The sequence below is a fragment of the Streptomyces akebiae genome, from assembly GCF_019599145.1.
In the GTDB taxonomy this organism is placed as follows: Bacteria; Actinomycetota; Actinomycetes; order Streptomycetales; family Streptomycetaceae; genus Streptomyces; species Streptomyces akebiae.
This window is the reverse complement of the sequence record NZ_CP080647.1, coordinates 3,003,507-3,026,493: the sequence shown is the minus strand read 5'-3', so window position 1 is coordinate 3,026,493 and position 22,987 is coordinate 3,003,507. Positions and strand designations below refer to the sequence as shown.

At 70.6% G+C, this 22,987-nt stretch carries 20 protein-coding genes; 16 read left to right on the top strand and 4 right to left on the bottom strand.

The window, feature by feature from the left end; translation table 11 throughout:
- The first annotated feature begins 104 nt into the window (after positions 1-104).
- The 7 genes from rsmD to mutM all read left to right on the top strand — a co-directional run bounded on the left by rsmD (position 105) and on the right by mutM (position 5,170).
- A complete protein-coding gene (rsmD, locus tag K1J60_RS12855) occupies positions 105-692 on the top strand; it encodes a 16S rRNA (guanine(966)-N(2))-methyltransferase RsmD (protein WP_220646352.1) in 588 nt (195 codons plus the stop codon).
- 26 nt (positions 693-718) lie between these two features.
- Positions 719-1,198 carry a pantetheine-phosphate adenylyltransferase gene (gene coaD / locus K1J60_RS12850; protein ID WP_220651435.1) on the top strand — a complete coding sequence of 160 codons (480 nt, stop codon included), beginning with the start codon at positions 719-721 and terminating at the stop codon, positions 1,196-1,198.
- An 89-nt stretch (positions 1,199-1,287) separates the two neighbouring features.
- Positions 1,288-2,373 carry an ATP synthase subunit B family protein gene (locus tag K1J60_RS12845; protein WP_220651434.1) on the top strand — a complete coding sequence of 362 codons (1,086 nt, stop codon included), beginning with the start codon at positions 1,288-1,290 and terminating at the stop codon, positions 2,371-2,373.
- 125 nt (positions 2,374-2,498) lie between these two features.
- Positions 2,499-3,152, top strand: coding sequence for a YceD family protein (locus tag K1J60_RS12840; protein WP_220646351.1), 654 nt, complete (start codon positions 2,499-2,501; stop codon positions 3,150-3,152).
- Positions 3,153-3,154: 2 nt separating this feature from the next.
- Positions 3,155-3,328, top strand: a complete 174-nt coding sequence (gene rpmF / locus K1J60_RS12835; protein ID WP_007493396.1) for a 50S ribosomal protein L32 — start codon at positions 3,155-3,157, stop codon at positions 3,326-3,328.
- A 19-nt stretch (positions 3,329-3,347) separates the two neighbouring features.
- Positions 3,348-4,166, top strand: a complete 819-nt coding sequence (gene rnc, locus K1J60_RS12830) for a ribonuclease III (RefSeq protein WP_398683200.1) — start codon at positions 3,348-3,350, stop codon at positions 4,164-4,166.
- 143 nt (positions 4,167-4,309) lie between these two features.
- The gene (gene mutM / locus K1J60_RS12825; RefSeq protein WP_220646349.1) at positions 4,310-5,170 is read left to right on the top strand and encodes a bifunctional DNA-formamidopyrimidine glycosylase/DNA-(apurinic or apyrimidinic site) lyase; all 861 of its coding nucleotides are present in this window, start codon (positions 4,310-4,312) and stop codon (positions 5,168-5,170) included.
- Here mutM and K1J60_RS12820 read toward each other — a convergent pair.
- Both K1J60_RS12820 and K1J60_RS12815 read right to left on the bottom strand, forming a co-directional pair.
- Entirely contained in the window at positions 5,143-5,583 is a 441-nt protein-coding gene (locus K1J60_RS12820; protein ID WP_220646348.1) for a winged helix-turn-helix transcriptional regulator, read from the bottom strand. The two genes, mutM and K1J60_RS12820, sit on opposite strands and share 28 nt — an antisense overlap.
- Positions 5,584-5,720: 137 nt before the next feature.
- Entirely contained in the window at positions 5,721-6,707 is a 987-nt protein-coding gene (locus K1J60_RS12815; protein ID WP_220646347.1) for a CAP domain-containing protein, read from the bottom strand.
- A 190-nt stretch (positions 6,708-6,897) separates the two neighbouring features.
- On the opposite strand from K1J60_RS12815, the gene K1J60_RS12810 reads away from it, so the two are divergent.
- From K1J60_RS12810 to K1J60_RS12795, 4 genes are all read left to right on the top strand, one after another.
- On the top strand, positions 6,898-7,179 hold the full coding sequence (locus K1J60_RS12810; protein ID WP_220646346.1) for an acylphosphatase: 282 nt from the start codon (positions 6,898-6,900) through the stop codon (positions 7,177-7,179).
- Positions 7,180-7,580: 401 nt separating this feature from the next.
- Positions 7,581-7,781 carry a hypothetical protein gene (locus K1J60_RS12805; protein ID WP_005479841.1) on the top strand — a complete coding sequence of 67 codons (201 nt, stop codon included), beginning with the start codon at positions 7,581-7,583 and terminating at the stop codon, positions 7,779-7,781.
- A gap of 234 nt (positions 7,782-8,015) precedes the next feature.
- The gene (locus K1J60_RS12800) at positions 8,016-11,669 is read left to right on the top strand and encodes an AAA family ATPase (RefSeq protein ID WP_220646345.1); all 3,654 of its coding nucleotides are present in this window, start codon (positions 8,016-8,018) and stop codon (positions 11,667-11,669) included.
- 92 nt (positions 11,670-11,761) lie between these two features.
- Positions 11,762-13,177: a sugar porter family MFS transporter gene (locus K1J60_RS12795; protein ID WP_220646344.1), complete on the top strand. Its 1,416-nt coding sequence runs from the start codon at positions 11,762-11,764 to the stop codon at positions 13,175-13,177.
- A gap of 123 nt (positions 13,178-13,300) precedes the next feature.
- On the opposite strand, the gene K1J60_RS12790 is transcribed toward K1J60_RS12795, so the two are convergent.
- Positions 13,301-14,272, bottom strand: coding sequence for an LLM class flavin-dependent oxidoreductase (locus K1J60_RS12790; protein WP_220646343.1), 972 nt, complete (start codon positions 14,270-14,272; stop codon positions 13,301-13,303).
- 212 nt (positions 14,273-14,484) lie between these two features.
- Here K1J60_RS12790 and ftsY point away from each other — a divergent pair, with 212 nt between their 5' ends.
- The gene (gene ftsY / locus K1J60_RS12785; RefSeq protein WP_033526916.1) at positions 14,485-15,684 is read left to right on the top strand and encodes a signal recognition particle-docking protein FtsY; all 1,200 of its coding nucleotides are present in this window, start codon (positions 14,485-14,487) and stop codon (positions 15,682-15,684) included.
- Between the two features lie 102 nt (positions 15,685-15,786).
- On the opposite strand, the gene K1J60_RS12780 is transcribed toward ftsY, so the two are convergent.
- Positions 15,787-16,443, bottom strand: coding sequence for a bifunctional DNA primase/polymerase (locus tag K1J60_RS12780; protein WP_220646342.1), 657 nt, complete (start codon positions 16,441-16,443; stop codon positions 15,787-15,789).
- A gap of 426 nt (positions 16,444-16,869) precedes the next feature.
- On the opposite strand from K1J60_RS12780, the gene nsdA reads away from it, so the two are divergent.
- From nsdA to K1J60_RS12760, 4 genes are all read left to right on the top strand, one after another.
- Positions 16,870-18,345, top strand: coding sequence for a transcriptional repressor NsdA (gene nsdA, locus K1J60_RS12775; protein ID WP_220646341.1), 1,476 nt, complete (start codon positions 16,870-16,872; stop codon positions 18,343-18,345).
- 388 nt (positions 18,346-18,733) lie between these two features.
- The gene (locus K1J60_RS12770; protein WP_033526919.1) at positions 18,734-20,029 is read left to right on the top strand and encodes an ammonium transporter; all 1,296 of its coding nucleotides are present in this window, start codon (positions 18,734-18,736) and stop codon (positions 20,027-20,029) included.
- Positions 20,026-20,364 carry a P-II family nitrogen regulator gene (locus tag K1J60_RS12765; protein WP_003997576.1) on the top strand — a complete coding sequence of 113 codons (339 nt, stop codon included), beginning with the start codon at positions 20,026-20,028 and terminating at the stop codon, positions 20,362-20,364. The genes K1J60_RS12770 and K1J60_RS12765 overlap by 4 nt, the downstream gene beginning before the upstream one ends.
- A gap of 26 nt (positions 20,365-20,390) precedes the next feature.
- Positions 20,391-22,841 (top strand): [protein-PII] uridylyltransferase, encoded by a 2,451-nt coding sequence (locus K1J60_RS12760; RefSeq protein WP_220646340.1) that lies wholly within the window; start codon positions 20,391-20,393, stop codon positions 22,839-22,841.
- The last annotated feature ends 146 nt before the right edge of the window (positions 22,842-22,987 follow it).

Genomic DNA, 22,987 nt, shown 5'->3' with positions numbered 1-22,987 from the left:
CGCGTGAGCGACCACGACCGAGGGGCAGGCTCCCACGGCCCTCACGCACCCCCCTCGGACTGCCAGACTGGACCCGTGACCACGCCCTCGAACAAGGACCCACGATGACTCGCGTGATCGCCGGCGCGGCCGGCGGACGCCGCCTGGCCGTCCCGCCGGGGACCGGAACGCGGCCCACCTCCGACCGCGCACGCGAAGGCCTCTTCTCCACCTGGCAGTCCCTCCTCGGCGGGCCCCTGGACGGCGAACGGGTCCTGGACCTGTACGCGGGTTCGGGCGCCGTCGGTCTGGAGGCCCTCTCCAGAGGCGCCGGCCACACCCTCCTCGTCGAGGCCGACGCGCGAGCGGCCCGCACGGTCCGCGACAACGTCAGATCGCTCGGTCTGCCCGGCGCCGAGGTGAGATCGGGCAAAGCGGAGCAGATCATCCAGGGTCCGTCGCCGGACGAGCCGTACGACCTCGTTTTCCTGGACCCCCCGTACGCCGTCTCGGACGACGATCTTCGGGAGATCCTGCTCACACTCCGTACCGGGGGCTGGCTCGGCGACGAAGCCCTCGTCACCGTGGAGCGCAGCACCAGAGGCGGTGAATTCGCCTGGCCGACCGGTTTCGACGCCATCAGGGCCCGTCGCTACGGCGAGGGAACGTTTTGGTACGGTCGCGCCGCCTCTACGTGCGAAGACGCACGATGACCGGACCGGAGAGCGAGGGATCCCAAGTGCGCCGCGCCGTCTGTCCCGGGTCGTTCGACCCCATCACCAACGGACACCTCGACATCATTGGCCGCGCCTCCAAGTTGTACGACGAGGTCTATGTCGCGGTGATGATCAACAAGTCGAAGAAGGGCCTCTTCGAGGTCGAGGAGCGGATCGAGCTGATCCGCCAGGTCACCGCCGAGTACGCGAACGTACGGGTGGAGGCCTTCCACGGACTGCTCGTCGACTTCTGCAAGCAGCGCGACATCCCGGCCATCGTCAAGGGCCTGCGCGCGGTCAGCGACTTCGACTACGAGCTGCAGATGGCCCAGATGAACATCGGCCTGTCGGGCGTGGAGACCCTCTTCGTCCCCACCAACCCCACTTACAGCTTCCTGTCGTCCTCCCTGGTCAAGGAAGTCGCGACCTGGGGCGGCGATGTCTCCCACCTGGTGCCCCCACTGGTCCTCGAAGCGCTGGCCGAGCGACTGAAGCGGGACTGAGCGGACGAACGTCCCCCGCTGGCCGTACAGTCGACCCGACCGTCTCCAACACAGCTGTAGAGAGTGGCGAGCACACGGTGGACCACACGGTGGACGTGCAGAAGAAGCTCGACGAGATCGTCTCGGTGGTCTCGGGCGCCCGATCCATGCCCATGTCGGCCTCGTGCGTGGTCAACCGCGCCGAACTGCTCTCCCTGCTCGACGAACTGCGCGCGGCCCTGCCCGACTCCCTCGCCCAGGCACGGGAGCTGATCGGCGACCGCGACCACATGGTGGAGCGGGCCCGCCTGGAGGCCGAGCGGATCATCGAGAACGCGCACGCCGAGCGCGGCTCCCTGATCTCCGACACCGAGGTCGCCCGCCGCTCCCAGAACGAGGCCGACCGCATCCTCGGCGAGGCCCGCCAGGAGGCCGAGGAGGTCCGCGCCGAGGCCGACGACTACGTCGACTCCAAGCTCGCCAACTTCGAGGTCGTCCTCACCAAGACCCTCGGCTCGGTCGGCCGGGGCCGCGAGAAGCTCCTCGGCACCGGCCCCGGCGTCGACGAGCAGGGCTACGAGGACGAGGACGCCCCCGAGCGCAGTCACGACCCCGAGACCCTGCGCCGCGACGCCGACGCCTATGTGGACGCCAAGCTGGGCGCCTTCGAGGCGGTCCTCGCCAAGACCCTGGAGGCCGTCGGCCGCGGCCGCCAGAAGCTCCACGGCCGCATCGCCACCGACGACCTCGGCGCCCTCGCCCTGAACGACGACGGCACCTCCCCCCGGCCCACCAGCGACGCCGACTACCTGGCCGGGCTGGCCGAACTCACCGACACCCCCGCCCGGCATTCCCCGTCCGTGCCGGAGCAGCAGCGGTACGGTCAGCAGCAGGACGCCTACCAGGCGACGGCGTACCAGCAGGATCCGTACGGCGGCTACCAGCAGCAGTACAGCCAGCCCCAGCAGGCCGCCGACCCCTACGGATACCAGCAGGCCGACCCGTACGCGGCCGGCTACCCGCAGCAGCCGGCGTACGACCCGAACCAGGGGCACGCGGACCCGCAGGGACACCAGGACCAGCAGGGGCACCAGGGGTACGCGCAGCCGCAGGCGACCACGCTCGACGAGACCAGCCTCTTCGACACCACCATGATCACGGCGGAGCAGTTGCGCCGCTACGAACAGGGCCGCTGACAGCGGATTGGGCCGAGAGCGAAAGGTCCAGTATCCTGGCTCTTCGGTCGCGTGTACGTCCGCGATCAACGCTGCCCGGGAACATCGGAGGGCGGCGTCCTCAAGCTTCGAGATCGAAAGCAGGAATGGCTCTGAACGCCCGCCTCGACCACCGCAACCCTCTCGTGTTCGACACACACGAGCTGGGGCGGCGTCCTGGCGCGCTGCAGCGCCTGACCCGTGAGATCGACGCTCCCAAGGATCTCGGGATCCAGGGAGTGATCGGAGTGCCGGAAGGCGCCCCGGTGGAGCTCGGACTCCGTCTGGAGTCGGTCATGGAAGGTGTGCTTGTCACAGGCACCGCCCGTGCACGGGCCAAGGGGGAGTGCGTAAGGTGTCTGGAGCCGCTTGAGCTGGAGCTCGAAGCGGACTTCCAGGAGATGTTCTCGTACCCTGACGCCGACGACCGGGGCCGCCCCAAGGCGGAACCGGCCGACGACGCCGAGGGATCCGCAGAAAACGAGGACAGGCTCTTCATCGAGGACGGCCTGTTCGACCTCGAACCCGTGCTGCGTGATGCGGTGGTGCTCGCACTGCCGATGCAGCCGGTGTGCCAGGACGACTGCCCCGGCCTGTGCTCCGAGTGTGGAGCCAGGCTCGCGGACGACCCGGACCACCACCACGACGCCGTCGACATCCGTTGGGCGGCACTGCAGGGACTCGCCGGTTCACTCGAAGACGGCGAGAAGGACGAGATGAGCGGCGCCGAAGCCGGTGTCGACGAGAAGCAGGAGAAGTAGCCGTGGCTGTTCCGAAGCGGAAGATGTCGCGCAGCAACACGCGCCACCGCCGGTCGCAGTGGAAGGCTGCGGTCCCCACCCTGGTTGCGTGCGAGCGCTGCCACGAGCCCAAGCTGCAGCACATCGCGTGCCCGTCTTGCGGCACTTACAACAAGCGCCAGGTCCTCGAGGTCTGAGCGGCTGGTGAGAGGCTCTATGTCTGACGCCAAGGCGGAGACCAACGCCAAGAAAAAGGCGGAGAACACAGCCTCGTCCCACACGCTTCTGGAAGGGCGGCTCGGCTATCAGCTCGAGTCCGCCCTTCTGGTGCGTGCGCTGACCCACCGTTCGTACGCGTACGAGAACGGCGGCCTGCCCACCAACGAGCGCCTGGAGTTCCTCGGGGACTCCGTCCTCGGTCTCGTGGTCACGGACACGCTGTACCGCACCCACCCCGACCTGCCCGAAGGCCAACTGGCCAAGCTGCGGGCCGCGGTGGTCAACTCTCGTGCGCTGGCGGAGGTGGGCCGCGGGCTCGACCTCGGCTCCTTCATCCGGCTCGGCCGCGGTGAAGAGGGCACAGGTGGCCGGGACAAGGCATCCATCCTCGCCGACACCCTCGAAGCGGTGATCGGTGCGGTCTATCTCGACCAGGGGCTCGACTCCGCGGCGGAGCTGGTGCACCGCCTGTTCGACCCGCTGATCGAGAAGTCCTCGAACCTCGGAGCCGGCCTGGACTGGAAGACCAGTCTCCAGGAGCTCACCGCGACCGAAGGACTCGGCGTGCCCGAGTACCTGGTCACGGAGACCGGCCCCGACCACGAGAAGACCTTCACCGCTGCCGCCCGCGTCGGAGGCGTCTCGTACGGCACCGGCACCGGCCGCAGCAAGAAGGAAGCGGAGCAGCAGGCGGCCGAGTCCGCCTGGCGTGCGATCCGCTCCGCGGCGGACGAGCGGGCGAAGGCGGCGGCCGAGGCCGCCGCGGCTTCGGCCGCCGACACCGCGGACACACCTTCGGACACCGCCCCGGCCTGACGCCGAGGCTGCCGCCCCCGGGCCCCGCGAGGGGATCCGGGGGCGGTGCCGGTCCGTGGAGGCGTGCGGGTCGTCGACGGTCGCACCACCCACCCGCAGCCGGCCTACGACGTCACCCCACCCGCTCTCTCCGGAGGAGACCTGTGCCCGAACTTCCCGAGGTCGAGGTCGTCCGGCGCGGACTGGAGCGCTGGGTGGCTCACCGGACGGTCGCCGAGGTCGAGGTGCTCCACCCCCGGGCGATCCGCCGGCACCTGGCCGGTCCCGAGGACTTCGCGCACCGGCTCAAGGGCCGCCGCATCGGCGAGCCCAGCCGGCGCGGGAAGTATCTGTGGCTGCCCGTGGAGGACACCGGGATCGCCGTTCTCGCGCACCTCGGCATGAGCGGTCAGCTGCTCGTGCAGCCGCACGACGCGGTCGACGAGAAGCACCTCAGGATCCGTGTCCGCTTCGCGGACGACCTCGCCACCGAACTGCGCTTCGTCGACCAACGCACCTTCGGCGGACTGTCGTTGCACGACACCACCCCCGACGGTCTGCCGGACGTCATCGCGCACATCGCCCGTGACCCCCTCGACCCGCAGTTCGACGCCGAGGCCTTCCACCAGGCGCTGCGGCGGAAGCGTACGACGATCAAACGCGCCCTGCTGGACCAGTCGTTGATCAGCGGGGTCGGCAACATCTACGCGGACGAGGCGCTCTGGCGGGCGAGGATCCACTACGAGCGCCCCACGGCCGGTTTCACCCGCCCCCGCACCACCGAACTCCTGGGCCACGTACGGGACGTGATGAACGCGGCCCTCGCGGTGGGCGGCACGAGCTTCGACAGCCTCTACGTCAACGTGAACGGTGAGTCGGGGTACTTCGACCGGTCGCTGGACGCGTACGGCCGTGAGGGGCTGCCCTGCCGCCGCTGTGCCACACCGATGCGGCGGCGGCCGTGGATGAACCGGTCCAGCTACTTCTGCCCGACGTGTCAGCGGGCGCCGCGCGTCGCGTCGTAGCGCTCGCGGGACCGGAGCACATCCTCCATGCGGTCCTCCACGCAGGTGATGAGGGCCAGCAGGCGCTCGGAGACCTCGCGCCCGAGCGGGGTGAGGGTGTAGTCGACGCGGGGCGGGTTGGTGGGCTGCGCGTCGCGGTGGACGAGGCCGTCGCGCTCCAGGGCGTGCAGGGTCTGGGAGAGCATCTTCTCGCTGACGCCGTCCACGCGGCGGCGCAGCTCGTTGAAGCGGAGCGATCCCTCGTGCAGCGCGCCCATGGTGAGCACGCCCCAGCGGCCCGTGACGTGCTCCAGTGTGCCCCGTGAGGGACAGTTCCTGGCGAACACGTCGAAGGCCAGCTCGTCGACGTCCAAGGCGTCCGCACCCGTGGCGGCCCGCGCGGGCGTGACGCCGGTCTGCACGGCTGATTCCATGCGATCGAGGATACTCCCGCACAGCGCTAGCCAGAAGATTGCACTAACTACTGGTTAGCGCTGAGCTATGGACGAACGAATGATCGTTCGAACATGCGAGCTGTGCGGGGCCGGGTGCCCTCAGCCTCGGAAGGGTCCTAGTAGCCGAAGTCCTGCGTCCACCAGGGTCCGCCGTCACCCAGGTGGACGCCGACCCCGAGGGTCTTGAAGTCGCAGTTCAGGATGTTCGCCCGGTGGCCGGGGCTGTTCATCCAGGCCTCCATGACCGCCTCGGCGGTCGCCTGGCCGCGGGCGATGTTCTCGCCGCCGAGGCCCGTGATCCCGAGGGCGGCCGCGCGGTCCCACGGGTCGGAGCCGTCGGGGTCGGTGTGGTCGAAGAAGCCGCGCAGGGCCATGTCCTCGCTGAACGCCTCGGCCAGCTTCGCCAGGTCGCTGTTGGCCGCGACCGGCTGGCAGCCCGCCTTGGCCCGCTCCTCGTTGACCAACAGGAGGACCGCGGCCTCGGCCTGGGTCTCGGAGGAGAGTTCCGCCGGAGAAGTGGTGTCCTTCTCCTTCCCCTTCTCCTTCTCCTTGGGGGGCTTCTCGGACGGCGTCTTGGTCTTCTGCGAACCGGAGCCCTTGTCCGCCTCTTCGGCGGGCTTCTTCTCGGACGGGGGCGTCGAGGGGGCAGGGGTGTTCGACGGGGAGGCCTCGCGCTCGGCGTCGCGGCTGGTGGACTCGTCCTCGCGCTGTTCCTGCGCGGCGCCGTCCGTACCGCCCTGCTGGGCCGCCGCACCCGTCGGCGAGCCGGCGGGCACCACGGTCTCGTTGGCGTTGCCCCCGCTGACCGTGTACTGATCGCCGCCCGGCAGCACGCCGGTGGCCACCGCGACGGTGCCGAGGGCGACGGCGGCGGAGACACCGAGGAGACCGGTCTTCACAGGCGTCACGGTCTTCTTCTTGCGGCGGCGCGATCCGCCTGCCCGCGAAGCGGCCTGGGCGTCGGCCTCCAGGAACGCCGCGAACCCGTACAGGTTCTCCGGACCGTAGTGCGGCTCCTCGGGAACGAAGCCCCTGTCAGTGACCCCGGCGGCGCGGCCCCCCCTGGCGGCGCGGCCGGCGGCGGAGCGTCGGTGGCGTCCCATGTCTTGGCCTTCCTCGTCCTTGCGGTGTCCTGCGGTCAACGTTGGGGAGTTCGTCAACGTTGTGATTGTCGTCTTCACGAATCTCACACGAAGGAGTGAGTTTCATATGAGATTCATTGGGTGGGGACGGTACAGCATGGCGCCAGGGGAGGGAGAGGCCCAGGAGACATTGGCCCGTTAGCGTGCAGGCATGAGCGAGGATGTACGGCTGGTCGCCTGGGTGCGTGGACGGGTGCAAGGTGTGGGTTTCCGCTGGTTCACGCGGGCCAGGGCCCTGGAGATCGGGGGCCTGAGTGGTTTTGCTCTCAATTTGGCCGACGGGCGGGTCCAGGTGGTCGCCGAGGGCCCGCGCGAGGCGTGTCAGGAGCTGCTGGAGTGGCTCCAGGGTGACGACACGCCCGGGCGCGTGGTGGGTGTGACCGAGATCTGGGACACACCGCGAGGGGGGTACGAGAGCTTCGCCATCCGCTGAGCACCTCGGCTGAGCGAGTCGCGCAAGAGTGGAGAGGAGCGCCACCGGCATATGTCAGGAGCATGCACAAACCAGAAATGTGCAGGTGATTGCCAAGACAGGTTTGTCATGGCAGGCTCCGCAGAAAGGATGACCCCCTCGCTCCGCCGGCCAGGAGAGGTCCCGGAATCGCCGCAGCGCCGCCCGATCGGGGCCGCGCGGCAACGGGGTGCCCGCCGATGCGGGGCGTGATCGTGTTGACCGTCAAACTTTTTGGTGAGACGCTAAAAGCAACCCCGCGCACCTTAGCTGTTTGGCATGGAGACAGCAGCAAAAACTCAACAGTGCCAAGCATCACGGGTGCGATTCCCTCACGACCCACACCGCTTCGGTCGGTCACTCAGTGTGGAGGACCATCCATCATGGCAAAGGCGCTTCTCGGTTACGTCGGCGGCTCCGACCCGCGACTCCTCGCCGAGATGCGACGGCTCCAGCAGCGTGTCCAGGACCTGGAATCCGAGCTCGGACGAATCCAGGCGGAGAACGACGCGTTGACGGCTGCCGCTTCTCACGACTCGCTCATGGAGCTCGACGCACGCCAGGCGGAGCCTGCGCTCACCTGATCACTGCATCGCACCACGACAGACAGCAGTGGTTGGGCTGCCCGTATCAACCGCTAAGTTGTCAGATCTGCAAGGGACGCCTTCTCTAGAGGCGTCCCTTCTTTCTGTCCCCGAGTCCCCGGCTCGGCCCCCGACCTACCTCACCCTCTTTAACGTCTGATGTGCCCTGCACGTTCATGGGCGAAACCGCGCGTTCATGGAGTGAGACAAGGCCGGAAGGTAGAGTCCAGCGCCGTGCACCTCAAGGCCCTGACCCTCCGAGGGTTCAAATCGTTCGCCTCGGCGACCACGCTCCGGTTCGAACCGGGCATCACGTGCGTCGTCGGGCCCAACGGTTCGGGCAAGTCCAACGTCGTGGACGCGCTCAGCTGGGTCATGGGCGAGCAGGGCGCCAAATCGCTGCGCGGCGGCAAGATGGAGGACGTCATCTTCGCCGGCACCACCGGCCGTCCCCCGCTCGGCCGCGCGGAGGTGTCCCTGACCATCGACAACTCCGACGGGGCCCTCCCCATCGAGTACTCCGAGGTCACGATCACGCGGATCATGTTCCGCAACGGCGGCAGCGAGTACCAGATCAACGGCGACACCTGCCGTCTCCTCGACATCCAGGACCTGCTCTCCGACTCCGGCATCGGCCGCGAGATGCACGTCATCGTCGGCCAGGGGCAGCTCGACTCCGTCCTGCACGCCGACCCCATGGGCCGCCGCGCGTTCATCGAGGAGGCCGCCGGGGTCCTCAAGCACCGCAAGCGCAAGGAGAAGGCGCTCCGGAAACTGGACGCCATGCAGGCCAACCTGGCCCGCGTCCAGGACCTCACCGACGAACTCCGCCGCCAGCTCAAGCCGCTGGGCCGCCAGGCCGCTGTCGCCCGCCGGGCCGCCGTCATCCAGGCCGACCTGCGCGACGCACGCCTGCGACTGCTCGCCGACGACCTCGTACGCCTCCACGCGGCGCTCCGTACGGAGGTCGCCGACGAGGCCGCGCTGAAGCAGCGCAAGGAGGCCGCCGAGACCGAGCTGAAGAAGGCGCTCCAGCGGGAGGCCCACCTGGAGGGCGAGGTGCGCCGGCTGACCCCGCGCCTCCAGCGCGCCCAGGAGACCTGGTACGAGCTGTCGCAGCTCGCCGAACGGGTGCGCGGCACGATCTCCCTGGCCGACGCCCGGGTCAAGAGCGCCACCTCCGCGCCCCCCGAGGAGCGGCGCGGCCGGGATCCGGAGGACATGGAGCGCGAGGCCGCCCGCGTCCGCGAGCAGGAGGCCGAACTCGAAGCGGCTCTCGAAGCGGCCGAGCGTGCCCTGGAGGACACGGTCGAGCACCGCGCCGAACTGGAGCGCGAACTGATGGTCGAGGAGCGTCGGCTGAAGGACGTCGCCCGCTCCATCGCCGACCGCCGCGAGAGCCTCGCCCGCCTGGGCGGCCAGGTCAACGCCGCCCGCTCCCGGGCGGCCTCCGCCCAGTCCGAGATCGACCGCCTCGCCGCCGCCCGCGACGAGGCGCGGGAACGGGCCGCCGCCGCCCAGGAGGAGTACGAGGCGCTCAAGGCCGAGGTCGACCACCTCGACGCCGACGACTCCGACCTGGCCGAACGGCACGACGCCGCGAAGCGCGCCCTGGCCGAGGCCGAGAGCGCCCTCGCCGCCGCCCGCGACGCCACGACCACAGCCGAACGCCGCCGCGCCGCCACCCAGGCCCGCCACGAAGCCCTCGCCCTGGGCCTGCGCCGCAAGGACGGCACGGGCGCGCTGCTCACCGCGAAGGACCGGCTGGCGGGATTGCTGGGTCCGGCCGCCGAGCTCCTGACGGTCACCCCCGGTCACGAGGTCGCCCTGGCGGCGGCCTTCGGCGCGGCTGCCGACGCGATCGCCGTGACCACCCCGGCCTCCGCCGCCGAGGCCATCCGCCTGCTGCGCAAGCAGGACGCGGGCCGGGCGGCCCTGCTGCTGGCGGGGGCACCGGAGGACCTGACACCGCGCCCGGCGGCAGCACCGCTCCAACGGGGCACGGGGAACGGCGCGACCGGCCACGACGATCCCGCAGACGGACAACGGCCTTTCACGGCATCCCCCGCGCAGCCGCCGCTCCCCACCGGGCAACGGGCGACCGACCTGGTCCGCGGCCCTTCCGACCTGATGCCGGCCGTACGTCGACTGCTGCGCGACATCGTCGTCGTGGACACCCTCGAAGACGCCGAAGACCTTGTCTACGCCCGCCCGGACCTCACCGCCGTCACCGCCGAAGGCGACCTGCTCGGGGCCCACTTCGCCCACGGCGGCTCGGCCGGGGCACCGAGCCTGCTGGAGGTGCAGGCCGCCGTCGACGAGGCGGCGGCCGAGCTGGAGGAGCTGGCCGTACGGTGCGAGGAGCTGGCCGAGGCCCAGCAGAACGCGGTCGAGCTGCGCCGGGAGCGGGCCGGGGCCGTGGAGGAGCTGGGGGAGCGGCGCCGGGCGGGCGAGCGGGAGAAGTCCGCGGTCGCCCAGCAACTCGGGCGCCTGGCCGGGCAGGCGCGGGGCGCCGCCGGAGAGGCCGAGCGGTCCACGGCCGCCGCCGCACGCGCCCAGGAGGCGCTCGACAAGGCCGTACAGGATGCCGAGGAGCTGGCCGAACGGCTCGCGGTGGCCGAGGAGATGCCCGTCGAGGAGGAGCCGGACACCTACGTACGGGATCGGCTCGCGGCGGACGGGGCCAACGCGCGGCAGACCGAGATGGAGGCCCGGCTCCAGGTGCGGACGCACGAGGAGCGGGTCAAGGCGCTCGCGGGGCGGGCTGATTCGCTCGACCGCGCCGCGCGCGCCGAGCGCGAGGCACGGGCGCGGGCCGAACAGCGCAGGGCACGGCTGCGGCACGAGGCCGCCGTGGCCGAGGCCGTCGCCTCCGGCGCCCGGCAGCTGCTCCGTCACGTCGAGGTCTCCCTGGCCCGCGCGGAGCGGGAGCGCACCGCCGCCGACGCGGCCAAGGCGCGCCGCGAGCAGGAGCTCGGGCAGGCCCGTGACGAGGGGCGCGGCCTCAAGACGGAGTTGGACAAGCTGACCGACTCCGTCCATCGGGGCGAGGTGCTCGGCGCCGAGAAGCGGATGCGGATCGAGCAGCTGGAGACCAAGGCGCTGGAGGAGTTGGGCGTCGAACCGGAGGGGCTGATCGCGGAGTACGGGCCCGACCAGCTCGTGCCGCCGTCGCCTCCGGCGGAGGGGGAGGAGCTGCCGGAGGACCCGGAGCATCCCCGCAACCAGCCGAAGACGTTCCACCGCGCCGAGCAGGAGAAGCGGCTCAAGGCGGCCGAGCGGGCGTACCAGCAGCTCGGCAAGGTCAATCCGCTGGCGCTGGAGGAGTTCGCGGCACTGGAGGAGCGGCACAAGTTCCTCAGCGAGCAGCTGGAGGATCTGAAGAAGACCCGCGCCGATCTGCTGCAGGTGGTGAAGGAGGTCGACGAGCGGGTCGAGCAGGTCTTCACCGAGGCGTACTGGGACACCGCCCGGGAGTTCGAGGGGGTGTTCGGTCGACTCTTCCCCGGCGGCGAGGGACGGCTGATCCTCACCGATCCGGACAACATGCTCACCACCGGTGTCGACGTGGAGGCCCGGCCCCCGGGGAAGAAGGTCAAGCGGCTGTCGCTGCTCTCGGGCGGGGAGCGGTCCCTGACCGCCGTCGCCATGCTGGTGTCGATCTTCAAGGCGCGGCCCAGCCCGTTCTATGTGATGGACGAGGTCGAGGCGGCGCTCGACGACACCAACCTCCAGCGGCTGATCCGGATCATGCAGGAGCTGCAGGAGGCGTCGCAGCTGATCGTGATCACCCACCAGAAGCGGACCATGGAGGTCGCCGACGCGCTGTACGGCGTGTCCATGCAGGGAGACGGCGTCTCGAAGGTGATCAGCCAGCGGCTGCGTTAGGCGTTTCCGAGCGGGGGTAGGCGGGGCTGGTCCAGCAGATCATCAGGCCCGTTCCCCCTACATCGGCGACGTGCCCGCCGAGGAGTACAGACGTGACCAGCACAGCGCAGCCCAGGGCAGGAGCTCGCGGCGCTCAGCCCGACCATCTCTCGCACGTGATCTTCATCGCGGCGGCGGCCGCGATGGGTGGCTTCCTCTTCGGCTACGACAGCGCCGTGATCAACGGCGCCGTCGAAGCCATCCGCCACCGCTACGACATCGGCTCCACAGCCCTGGCACAGGTCATCGCCGTCGCGCTCATCGGCTGTGCCGTCGGCGCGGCCACCGCGGGCCGGATAGCCGACCGCATCGGCCGCATCCGCTGCATGCAGATCGCGGCCGCCCTCTTCACGGTCAGCGCCGTCGGTTCCGCGCTCCCCTTCGCGCTGTACGACCTCGCCTTCTGGCGGATCGTCGGCGGCTTCGCGATCGGCATGGCGTCCGTCATCGGCCCCGCCTACATCGCCGAGGTCGCACCGCCCGCCTACCGGGGCCGGCTCGGCTCGTTCCAGCAGGCCGCGATCGTCGTCGGCATCGCCGTCTCCCAGCTCGTCAACTGGGGCATCCTCAACGCCGCCGACGGGGACCAGCGCGGTGAACTGCTCGGCCTGGAGGCCTGGCAGATCATGCTCGGCGTCATGGTCGTCCCGGCCGTCCTCTACGGCCTGCTCTCCTTCGCGATCCCCGAGTCCCCCCGCTTTTTGATCTCCGTCGGCAAGGACGAGCGCGCCCGTGAGGTGCTCGCCGAGGTCGAGGGCGAGGACGTCGACCTGGACGCCCGGGTGGCCGAGATCGAGTCGGCCATGAACAGCGAGCACAAGTCGACCTTCAAGGACCTGCTCGGCGGCAGCTTCCTCTTCAAGCCGATCGTCTGGATCGGCATCGGCCTGTCGGTCTTCCAGCAGTTCGTCGGCATCAACGTCGCCTTCTACTACTCCGCGACGCTGTGGCAGTCCGTGGGCGTCGACCCGAGCGAGTCGTTCTTCTACTCCTTCACGACCTCGATCATCAACATCGTCGGCACCGTCATCGCGATGATCTTCGTCGACCGGATCGGCCGCAGGCCGCTCGCCCTCATCGGCTCCGTCGGCATGGTCCTCGGCCTCGCCCTGGAGGCCTGGGCCTTCTCCTACGACCTCGTCGACGGCAAGCTCCCCGCCACCCAGGGCTGGGTCGCCCTGATCGCCGCCCACGTGTTCGTCCTCTTCTTCGCCCTCTCCTGGGGTGTCGTCGTCTGGGTCATGCTCGGCGAGATGTTCCCCAACAGGATCCGCGCCGCCGCCCTGGGCGTCGCCGCCTCCGCTCAATGGATCGCCAACTGGGCCATCACCGCGAGCTTCCCGTCCCTGGCCGACTGGAACCTCTCCGTGACGTACGTGATCTACACGGTCTTCGCCGCGCTCTCCATCCCCTTCGTCCTGAAGTTCGTGAAGGAGACGAAGGGCAAGTCACTGGAGGAGATGGGCTAGCCCTGCGGCCCCCGGGTCCGAGGAGAAGGACCAAGTCCCCGCTGACCTTCTCCTCGGACCCTCCACCGGTCCCGGCCCGACCACCGAGCGGGCCGGGACGGCGGCATTCCAGGGGCGTGACGGTCAGTCGGCCAGGCGCGGCAGCACCCGCTCGGCGAACAGACGCAGACCACGCCAGCCCTCCTCGACCGGCATCCCGCCGACCAGCGGATGCAGGACGTAGTTGTCCAGGCCCAGCGCCACACACTCGTCCGGCGTGACGATCCGGTACACACCCTCCGCGCGCAGCTCCGCCACCGTCGCCGCCCCCGAGCGCACGGCCGAACGGATGCCGGCCGACTGCCAGGAGGCGTACGTCCGCGCCTCGTGCAGGAAGTGCTTGCCGTACTCGGCCCACGCGCGGTCCGGATCCTCCGCGACGTGCAGCAGTGGCGTCTCCGCGGCGGGCATCATCGTCCAGCCCTCCGTGCCGTACTCCACGAGCCGCTCCTTGTAGTACGACTCCAGCTCCGGCAGATGCGCGCTCGGGAAGAAGGGGAGCCCGAGCCGGGCCGCCCTGCGGGCCGCGGCCTTCGACGAGCCTCCGACCAGCAGCAGCGGATGCGGCTCGGTGCCCGGACGCGGGGTGACCCGGACCGTGCGCCCCCGGTACGCGAACGGCTCACCCGTCCACGCCCGGAGCAGCGTCTGCAGCACCTCGTCCTGGAGCTTGCCGCGCCCCTTCCAGTCCACGTCGAACTGCGCGTACTCCTCCGGCCGGTACCCGATCCCGGCGACGGTCACCAGCCGCCCACCGCTCACCAGATCCAGTACGGCGATGTCCTCCGCCAGCCGCAGCGGATCGTGCAGCGGCCCGATCACCGCCGACACCGTGACCGCGATCCTCCGCGTCGCCCCGAACACGGCCCCCGCGAAGACGAACGGCGACGGCAGCCAGTTGTTCTCGACCCCGTGGTGCTCCTCCGTCTGCACGGTGCTGACGCCCTGCTCATCGGCGTACGCGGCCATCTCGACGGCGGCACGGTAGCGGGCCCGGAGCGAGGTGGGCGTGGCGCCGGGCTCGACCAGGTTGAAACGGACGACCGTGACGGGCATGGGACCCCCTTCGGGCGGCTGTGAAGGGGGACGTTAGCTGACGAGGTATCAGGTTTCTAGGGGAGGGTGTGTGACGGCCCACCACATGGGCCGTCACGCACCCTGGGGACGTTTCTCGCGTGCACCAGCCGGGTTGGACCAGCCCGGTGGGGTGAGGAGCCCCACGTGGCCCGCGAACCGTCGGGCGGGAGGTCACGCATACTGGAGCGGTTATGGAACTCATCCTTGCTGTAGTCATCGCCGTGGTCGTGCTCGGCGTGCTGGGCGGGCTCGTCGTAGGCAGCCGCAGGAAGAAGCCGCTGCCCCCGGCTCCCCCCACGACACCCGACATCACCGCCCCTCCGGCCGAGCCGCATGTCGGCGACGAGGCCGAGACGCCGCGCGACGAACCGCGCCGGACCATCGAGGAGGTGGATCTCCCGGACGGCTCGGCGTCGGCGCCCGTGGCCGTCGAGGAACCGCCCGCCGCCCCCGCGATCGAGATCCCCGAGCCGACCGCCGGCCGTCTGGTACGGCTGCGCGCCCGGCTCTCCCGCTCACAGAACGCGCTGGGCAAGGGGCTGCTCACGCTGCTCTCGCGCGAGCACCTCGACGACGACACCTGGGAGGAGATCGAGGACACCCTCCTCACCGCCGACGTCGGCGTCCAGCCCACCCAGGAACTGGTCGAACGGTTGCGCGAGCGGGTGCGGGTCCTCGGAACCCGCACCCCTGCGGAGCTGCGCACGCTGCTGCGTGAGGAACTGCTGAAGATCCTCGTCCCGGAGTTCGACCGCGCGGTCAACACCGACTCACCGCTCGACACCCCGGGCATCGTGATGGTCGTCGGCGTCAACGGCACCGGCAAGACCACGACCACCGGCAAGCTCGCGCGCGTCCTCGTCGCCGACGGCAAGAACGTCGTCCTCGGCGCCGCCGACACCTTCCGGGCCGCGGCCGCCGATCAGCTCCAGACCTGGGGCGAGCGCGTCGGCGCCCGTACCGTGCGCGGTCCCGAGGGTGGCGACCCGGCGTCGATCGCCTTCGACGCCGTCAAGGAGGGCATCGAGGAGGGCGCCGACGTCGTCCTCATCGACACCGCCGGCCGACTGCACACCAAGACCGGCCTCATGGACGAGCTCGGCAAGGTCAAGCGCGTCGTCGAGAAGCACGCGCCGCTGGACGAGATCCTGCTCGTCCTCGACGCCACCACCGGTCAGAACGGTCTCGTCCAGGCGCGGGTCTTCGCCGAGGTCGTCGACATCACCGGCATCGTCCTCACCAAGCTTGACGGCACCGCCAAGGGCGGCATCGTCATCGCCGTACAGCGCGAGCTGGGTGTGCCCGTCAAGCTCGTCGGCCTGGGAGAGGGAGCGGACGACCTGGCGCCGTTCGAGCCGGAGGCGTTCGTGGACGCCCTCATCGGTGAATGACCCCGTGGACCACTTACGGGATCTCTTCAGTGGTCGAAGAAGCGCCCGCCCCCCGAGACGCGGTGGGGTCGGGCGCTTCGCCGTGTAGGTACGGCGGTCGGGTCAGGCCCGGGACCGGTGTGCCACGTAGGCCAGCGTGCCCAGCAACAGCCGCGCGGCCGGTGGCCTGGTCGCCGAGTCGAGCGCGGGGGAGCGGAGCCAGCGGACCGGGCCGAGGCCGCCGCGGTCGGAGGGCGGGGCGGTGACATGGGTGCCGGGGCCGAGGCCGCGCAGGTCCAGGGCCGAGGGGTCGTCCCAGCCCATGCGGTAGAGCAGTGAGGGCAGCTCGGCGGCGGCGCCGGGAGCGACGAAGAAGTGGGCGCGGCCCTCGGGGGTGGCGATCACCGGGCCGAGGGGGAGGCCCATGCGTTCCAGGCGGACCAGCGCGTGCCGCCCGGCCGACTCGGCGACCTCGATCACGTCGAACGAGCGGCCCACCGGCAACATCACGGAGGCGCCGGGGAACTCGGCCCAGGCCTCGGTCACCGCGTCGAGCGTCGCTCCGGCGGGGATGGGAGCCGCGAAGCCGAGGGGATGTGCGCCGGGCGCGGAGCAGGTGGTCCTGCCGCACGAGCACGCGCCCGAAGCCGTCCGCGCGCCGGGGACGACGTCCCATCCCCAGAGGCCGGTGAACTCGGCCACGGCCGTGCACTCCGAGGAGCGGCCGCGTCGACGCGTGCCGGATCGCATCTCCCGGATGCCACCGATCGTGAAGCCCATGCCCCCTCCAACGGGTCCAGCGCGCGGGTGGTTACGCGACGGAGTCGGGATGCGACGCTCTGCTTCCGTGCGGGCGGCGCACTTCCGCACCCCGGGTGGTGCGGTCGCTGATGCGCGCCCCTGAATGCATCGCTCCGCCCACTCTCGGCCGTCATGTGTCAAGTGAATCGCGGACGGGTGACCGTTAGTTCATTCGAAGGGGTGGCGAATGGTGGCGTTTCTGGAATCGCCGTGGCCGGACGCGTGATCGTAGGATTACTTTGAGTGCACGGGGTCTGGGGACGTACACGCCCGTGGGTATGCCGGAGGCAAGTCGTCTTTCCGTTCGATGGGTGACGGGGGTCGGACGTACGGCGTGGTAACCGGCATTCTGGTAGGGCTTGGCGCACACAGCGCACAAGTGGTTTCAGGGATGGGGGCGTTCCAGTGGGCGGCAACGGCGGAAGTGGCACGAACGCTGAGAAGCGCCCGAACGAACTGCTCGGTTCGTGGTTCGTCCGCAGCGGATGGTCCAAGGGCGAGCTCGCGCGGCAGGTGAACCGTCGGGCCCGTCAGCTCGGCGCCAACCACATCTCCACCGACACCTCGCGCGTACGACGGTGGCTCGACGGGGAGAACCCGCGCGAGCCGATCCCGCGGATCCTGTCCGAGCTGTTCTCCGAGCGGTTCGGCTGTGTCGTCGCCGTGGAGGATCTGGGTCTGCGCGCGGCGCACCAGGCCCCGTCCGTCTCCGGTGTCGACCTGCCCTGGACGGGCCCGCAGACCGTGGCGCTGATCAGCGAGTTCTCGCGCAGCGACCTGATGCTGGCGCGGCGCGGCTTCCTCGGGAGCTCGCTCGCCCTCTCCGCGGGTCCGGCCCTCATCGAGCCGATGCAGCGCTGGCTGGTCCCCTCGCCCCCCGCCCCGCGCACGGAGCCGGAGCCGTCGCCCGCCGCCCGCCGCGCCGGCCGGCTCTCCCGGCCGGAGCTGGACCTCCTCGAATCCACGACGGTGATGTTCCGGCAGTGGGACGCCCAGTGCGGCGGCGGTCTGCGCCGTAAGGCGGTCGTCGGCCAGCTGCACGAGGTGACCGACCTCCTCCAGGAGCCGCAGTCCGAGGCCACCACCCGGAGGCTGTTCAAGGTCGCCGCCGAACTGGCCGAGCTGGCCGGCTGGATGAGCTACGACATCGGCCTCCAGCCCACCGCACAGAAGTACTTCGTCCTCGCCCTGCACGCGGCCAAGGAGGCGGGCGACAAGCCTCTCGGTTCGTACGTCCTGTCCAGCATGAGCCGGCAGATGATCCACCTCGGCCGCCCCGACGACGCGCTCGAACTGATCCATCTCGCCCAGTACGGCAGCCGTGACTGTGCTGGCCCGCGCACCCAGTCGATGCTGTATGCGATGGAGGCCCGGGCCTACGCCAACATGGGCCAGCCCGGGAAGTGCAAACGGGCCGTCCGGATGGCCGAGGACGTCTTCGCGGACGCCGAGGAGTGGGACGACCCGGATCCCGACTGGATCCGCTTCTTCAACGAGGCCGAACTGCACGGCGAGAACAGCCACTCCTACCGCGACCTCGCCTATGTCGCGGGCCGCAGCCCCACCTACGCCTCCCTCGCCGAGCCCGTGATGCGCCGGGCCGTCGACCTCTTCGCCACGGACACCGAGCACCAGCGGTCGTACGCGCTGAACCTCATCGGCATGGCCACCGTGCACCTGCTCCAGCGTGAGCCCGAGCAGGGCGCCGCCATGGCCAAGGAGGCCATGGACGTCGCCCGCAAGGTCCGCTCCGAGCGCGTCAACACCCGCATCCGCAAGACCGTGGACACGGCCGTACGCGATTTCGGTGGTCTCGCCGAGGTCGTCGACCTCACCGACCAGCTCGCCGTCCACCTCCCCGAGACCGCCGAAGCGGTCTGATCCGGCCCGGCGCACCCGCCAGGGCCCCTTTCACGCCGACCGCGGCCGGCCATCCCGAACTGCCCGACTCGGCTCCCCCATGCCAGGTCATCGGATGGTCTGCCGCGGCCGGTCCGTTCGGGGAAGTCCCACCGGAAGTTCCATCGGATACGAAACCGTTATCCGCCGAGGGCCTCGCAGAGGCTGGGCCCCACATGGGATGAATCCTCAGCGATTCACGTTTCACCTGTCTGTAACGTGATGGGCGCCTTCGTCACCTCCGGGAAACATTTCCAAACTCCCGGCGAAACGGTGCTGCGTCAGTCTCCTCAGCACAGTCGGCCCTCCCGATAGCTCCCCAAGCTTCCGCATCCGCACGGGCCGTTCCGACCACGAGGAGATACCGGCATTGAACGGCACAGATACCGGATTCGTATTGATCAGTGCGGCGCTCGTCATGGTGATGACGCCGGGCCTGGCGCTCTTCTACGGCGGCATGGTTCGTGCCAAGAGCGTGCTGAACATGCTGATGATGTCCTTCATCTCGCTGGGCATCGTCAGCATCCTGTGGGTGCTGTACGGCTACTCGCTCGCCTTCAGCGGTGACCAGGGCGGCTTCATCGGCAACCTGGACGCGATCGGCCTCAAGGGCATCGACGCCGCCAGCACGGTCGACAGCTTCGTCGCCGGCGCGAACGGCGAACCGCACAAGATCGCCGCGTTCGCCTTCATCCTCTTCCAGATGCTGTTCGCGGTCATCACGCCGGCCCTGATGAGCGGCGCGCTCGCCGACCGCGTCAAGTTCGGCGCCTGGATGATCTTCGTCACGCTCTGGGTCACCCTGGTGTACTTCCCGGTCGCGCACTGGGTCTGGGCGCCGGGCGGCTGGCTCTTCGAGCTGGGCGTCATCGACTTCGCCGGTGGTACGGCGGTCCACATCAACGCCGGTATCGGCGCACTCGCCGCGGTCCTCGTCGTGGGCAAGCGGATCGGCTTCAAGAAGGACCCGATGCGGCCGCACAGCCTGCCGCTGGTCCTGATCGGCACCGCCCTGCTCTGGTTCGGCTGGTTCGGCTTCAACGCCGGCTCCTGGCTCGGTGTCGACGGCACGACCGCCCGCATGGCCATCAACACGCAGATCGCGACCGCCGCGGCCATCATCGGCTGGCTGATCTACGAGCGCATCCGCCACGGCGCGTTCACCACCCTCGGTGCCTGCTCCGGTGCTGTCGCGGGTCTCGTCGCGATCACCCCGTCCGGCGGTCACGTCAACGCCTTCGGCGCCATCCTGATCGGTGTCGTCGCCGGTGCCCTCTGCTCCTGGGCCGTCAGCCTCAAGTACAAGCTCGGCTACGACGACTCCCTCGACGTCGTGGGTGTCCACCTGGTCGGTGGTGTCATCGGCACCCTGATGGTCGGCTTCCTCGCCACCGACGGGATCGGCGGCCTCGACCAGTTCGGCAAGCAGGCCACCGGTGCCTTCTCCGTCATGGGCTACACCTTCGTGGTGACCTGGATCATCGCCTTCGCCATCCAGAAGACGATCGGCTTCCGGGCGTCCGAGGAGGACGAGATGACCGGCGTCGACCAGGCGCTGCACGCCGAGACCGCGTACGACTTCAGCTCGGCCGCCGGTTCGCACATCTCCGCCAGCACCACGAGCAGCGTCGCTGCCACCACTGAGAGCAAGAAGGTCGAGGCATGAAGCTGATCACCGCGGTCGTCAAGCCGCACCGGCTCGACGAGATCAAGGAAGCCCTGCAGGCCTTCGGGGTGCACGGACTTACGGTGACCGAGGCCAGTGGGTACGGTCGGCAGCGGGGACACACCGAGGTGTACCGCGGCGCGGAGTACACGGTCGACCTGGTTCCCAAGATCCGGATCGAGGTACTGGCCGAGGACGACGACGCCGAACAGCTGATCGATGTCATCGTCAAGGCCGCCCGCACCGGCAAGATCGGTGACGGCAAGGTCTGGTCCCTGCCGGTCGAGACGGCCGTAAGGGTCCGGACCGGCGAGCGCGGCCCGGACGCGCTCTGACCGAAGAGAAGAACAGGAGTCGCTGGGTGACGAGTACGGACGTACGTACGGATGCAGAGGACTCGGGACCCAGCGGCTACGCGGCGGCCCGGCTGCGCCTCCTCCAGGAGGGGGCGCAGTCCGGGCCGCCGCGCCGTTCGGCCCTGGCCGAGCTGACCGACGACTGGCTGGCCGGCCTCTTCGGGGCGGGGGTCGCCGAGACGCGCGGGGTCTCCCTCGTGGCCGTCGGAGGCTACGGGCGGGGCGAACTCTCGCCCCGCAGCGACCTGGATCTGCTGCTCCTGCACGACGGGTCCGACGAGCAGGCGGTGGCCGCGCTGGCCGACCGCATCTGGTACCCCGTCTGGGATCTGGGGCTGGCCCTCGACCACTCCGTGCGCACCCCCGCCGAGGCCCGCAAGACGGCCGGCGAGGACCTCAAGGTGCAACTCGGGCTGCTGGACGCCCGCCATATCGCCGGTGACCTGGGCCTGACCGCCGGCCTGCGGACCTCCGTCCTCGCCGACTGGCGCAACCAGGCGCCCAAACGCCTCCCGGAGCTCCAGGAGCTGTGCGCCGAGCGGGCCGAGCGGCAGGGGGAGCTGCAGTACCTGCTGGAACCCGACCTCAAGGAGGCGCGCGGCGGGTTGCGGGATGCCACCGCCCTGCGCGCCGTCGCCGCCTCCTGGCTCGCCGACGCCCCGCGCGAGGGGCTCGCCGACGCCCGGCGCCGCCTCCTCGACGTCCGCGACGCGCTCCACCTCACCACCGGGCGCGCGACCGACCGGCTCGCGCTCCAGGAACAGGACCAGGTCGCCGCCGAGCTGGGGCTGCTGGACGCCGACACCCTGCTGCGCCAGGTGTACGAGGCCGCGCGGGTCATCTCGTACGCCAGTGACGTGACCTGGCGCGAAGTGGGGCGCGTGCTGCGCTCTCGCGCCGTGCGGCCCCGGCTGCGCGCCATGCTCGGCGGGGGCAAGCCGGCTCCTGAGCGGTCGCCGCTGGCCGAGGGCGTCGTCGAGCAGGACGGCGAGGTCGTGCTCGCGCGCGCCGCCCGGCCGGAGCGGGACCCGGTGCTGCCCCTGCGCGCCGCCGCGGCTGCCGCCCAGGCCGGACTGCCGCTGTCCCTGCACGCCGTACGCCGCCTCGCGGCCACCGCCCGGCCGCTGCCGACGCCCTGGCCGGCGGAGGCGCGCGAGCAACTCGTCACCCTGCTGGGCTCCGGGCGTCCGACCGTCGACGTCTGGGAGGCGCTGGAGGCCGAAGGCCTGATCACCGACCTGCTGCCCGACTGGGAGCGGGTGCGCTGCCGGCCGCAGCGCAACGCCGTGCACATCTGGACCGTCGACCGGCACCTGATCGAGACCGCGGTCCAGGCCTCCGAGATGACCCGCCGGGTGCACCGGCCCGACCTCCTGCTCGTCGCCGCGCTGCTGCACGACATCGGCAAGGGCTGGCCCGGCGACCACTCCGTCGCCGGCGAGATCATCGCCAAGGACGTGGCCGCCAGGATCGGCTTCGACCGTGACGACGTGGCGGTCCTGTCCACCCTCGTCCGGCACCATCTGCTGCTCGTCGACACCGCCACCCGGCGCGATCTGGAGGATCCGGCCACCGTCCGTTCGGTGGCCGACGCCGTCGGATCGCCGGGCACGCTCGAACTGCTGCACGCGCTGACCGAGTCGGACGCGCTGGCGACCGGTCCCGCCGCCTGGTCGTCGTGGCGGGCCTCACTCGTCTCCGAACTGGTCCAACGGGTCGACGCGCTGTTCGCCGGGGACGCCCCGGAGGAGCCGGAGCCCGGGGAGACCAGCGCCGAGCAGGAGCGGCTCGCCATCGAGGCGTTCCGCACGGGCGGGCCGGTGCTCTCGCTGCGCGCGCAGACGGAGGCCGCCGCCGAGGAGAAGGACGAGAAGGCCGACCCGGAGCCGCTCGGGGTCGAACTCCTCATCGCCGTGCCCGACCAGGCGGGCGTCCTGCCCGCGGTCGCCGGCGTGCTCGCCATGCACCGGCTCACCGTGCGCACGGCCGAACTGCGGACCTTCGACCTCCCGGACGGCGTCGAGGGCTCGGTCCTGCTGCTGAACTGGCGGGTGGCCGCCGAGTACGGCTCGTTGCCGCAGGCCGCCCGGCTCCGCGCCGACCTCGTACGGGCGTTGGACGGCTCCCTGGACATCGCCGGGCGACTGGCCGAGCGGGACGCGGCCTACCCCCGGCGGCGGGGCGTGGTCGCGCCCCCGCCACGCGTCACGGTGGCCGCGGCGGCCTCCCGGCACGCCACCGTGATCGAGGTCCGCGCCCAGGACGCGCCGGGGCTCCTGCACCGGATCGGACGGGCTCTGGAGGACGCGCACGTACGGGTGCGCAGCGCGCACGTCAGCACGCTGGGCGCCAACGCCGTGGACGCCTTCTACGTCACCGGACCGAAGGGGGCGCCGCTGCCGGGCGACGAGGCGGCTTCGGTGGCGCGCAAGCTGGAGGAGACCCTGCGCGGCTGAGCGCGTCGGGTACGGGGCCGTCCGGTTCCGTACCCGACACGGCCGGGCTCCGTCACGACTATCCACAGGGGTGGAGACCCGACCACACCCAGACAGATACCCTGGAGGGCAGCCCACACTGCCCCCGACTCCGAGGACCGACACCG

What these genes read in the sequence shown, in the direction of transcription:
- ftsY (WP_033526916.1), top strand. Translation starts at nt 14,485, where the DNA reads ATGGAACTCATCCTTGCTGTAGTCATCGCCGTGGTCGTGCTCGGCGTG.
- rnc (WP_398683200.1), top strand. Translation starts at nt 3,348, where the DNA reads ATGTCTGACGCCAAGGCGGAGACCAACGCCAAGAAAAAGGCGGAGAAC.
- K1J60_RS12810 (WP_220646346.1), top strand. Translation starts at nt 6,898, where the DNA reads ATGAGCGAGGATGTACGGCTGGTCGCCTGGGTGCGTGGACGGGTGCAA.
- K1J60_RS12790 (WP_220646343.1), bottom strand. Translation starts at nt 14,272, where the DNA reads ATGCCCGTCACGGTCGTCCGTTTCAACCTGGTCGAGCCCGGCGCCACG.
- K1J60_RS12815 (WP_220646347.1), bottom strand. Translation starts at nt 6,707, where the DNA reads ATGGGACGCCACCGACGCTCCGCCGCCGGCCGCGCCGCCAGGGGGGGC.
- K1J60_RS12840 (WP_220646351.1), top strand. Translation starts at nt 2,499, where the DNA reads ATGGCTCTGAACGCCCGCCTCGACCACCGCAACCCTCTCGTGTTCGAC.
- K1J60_RS12780 (WP_220646342.1), bottom strand. Translation starts at nt 16,443, where the DNA reads ATGGGCTTCACGATCGGTGGCATCCGGGAGATGCGATCCGGCACGCGT.
- K1J60_RS12820 (WP_220646348.1), bottom strand. Translation starts at nt 5,583, where the DNA reads ATGGAATCAGCCGTGCAGACCGGCGTCACGCCCGCGCGGGCCGCCACG.
- K1J60_RS12805 (WP_005479841.1), top strand. Translation starts at nt 7,581, where the DNA reads ATGGCAAAGGCGCTTCTCGGTTACGTCGGCGGCTCCGACCCGCGACTC.
- rsmD (WP_220646352.1), top strand. Translation starts at nt 105, where the DNA reads ATGACTCGCGTGATCGCCGGCGCGGCCGGCGGACGCCGCCTGGCCGTC.
- K1J60_RS12765 (WP_003997576.1), top strand. Translation starts at nt 20,026, where the DNA reads ATGAAGCTGATCACCGCGGTCGTCAAGCCGCACCGGCTCGACGAGATC.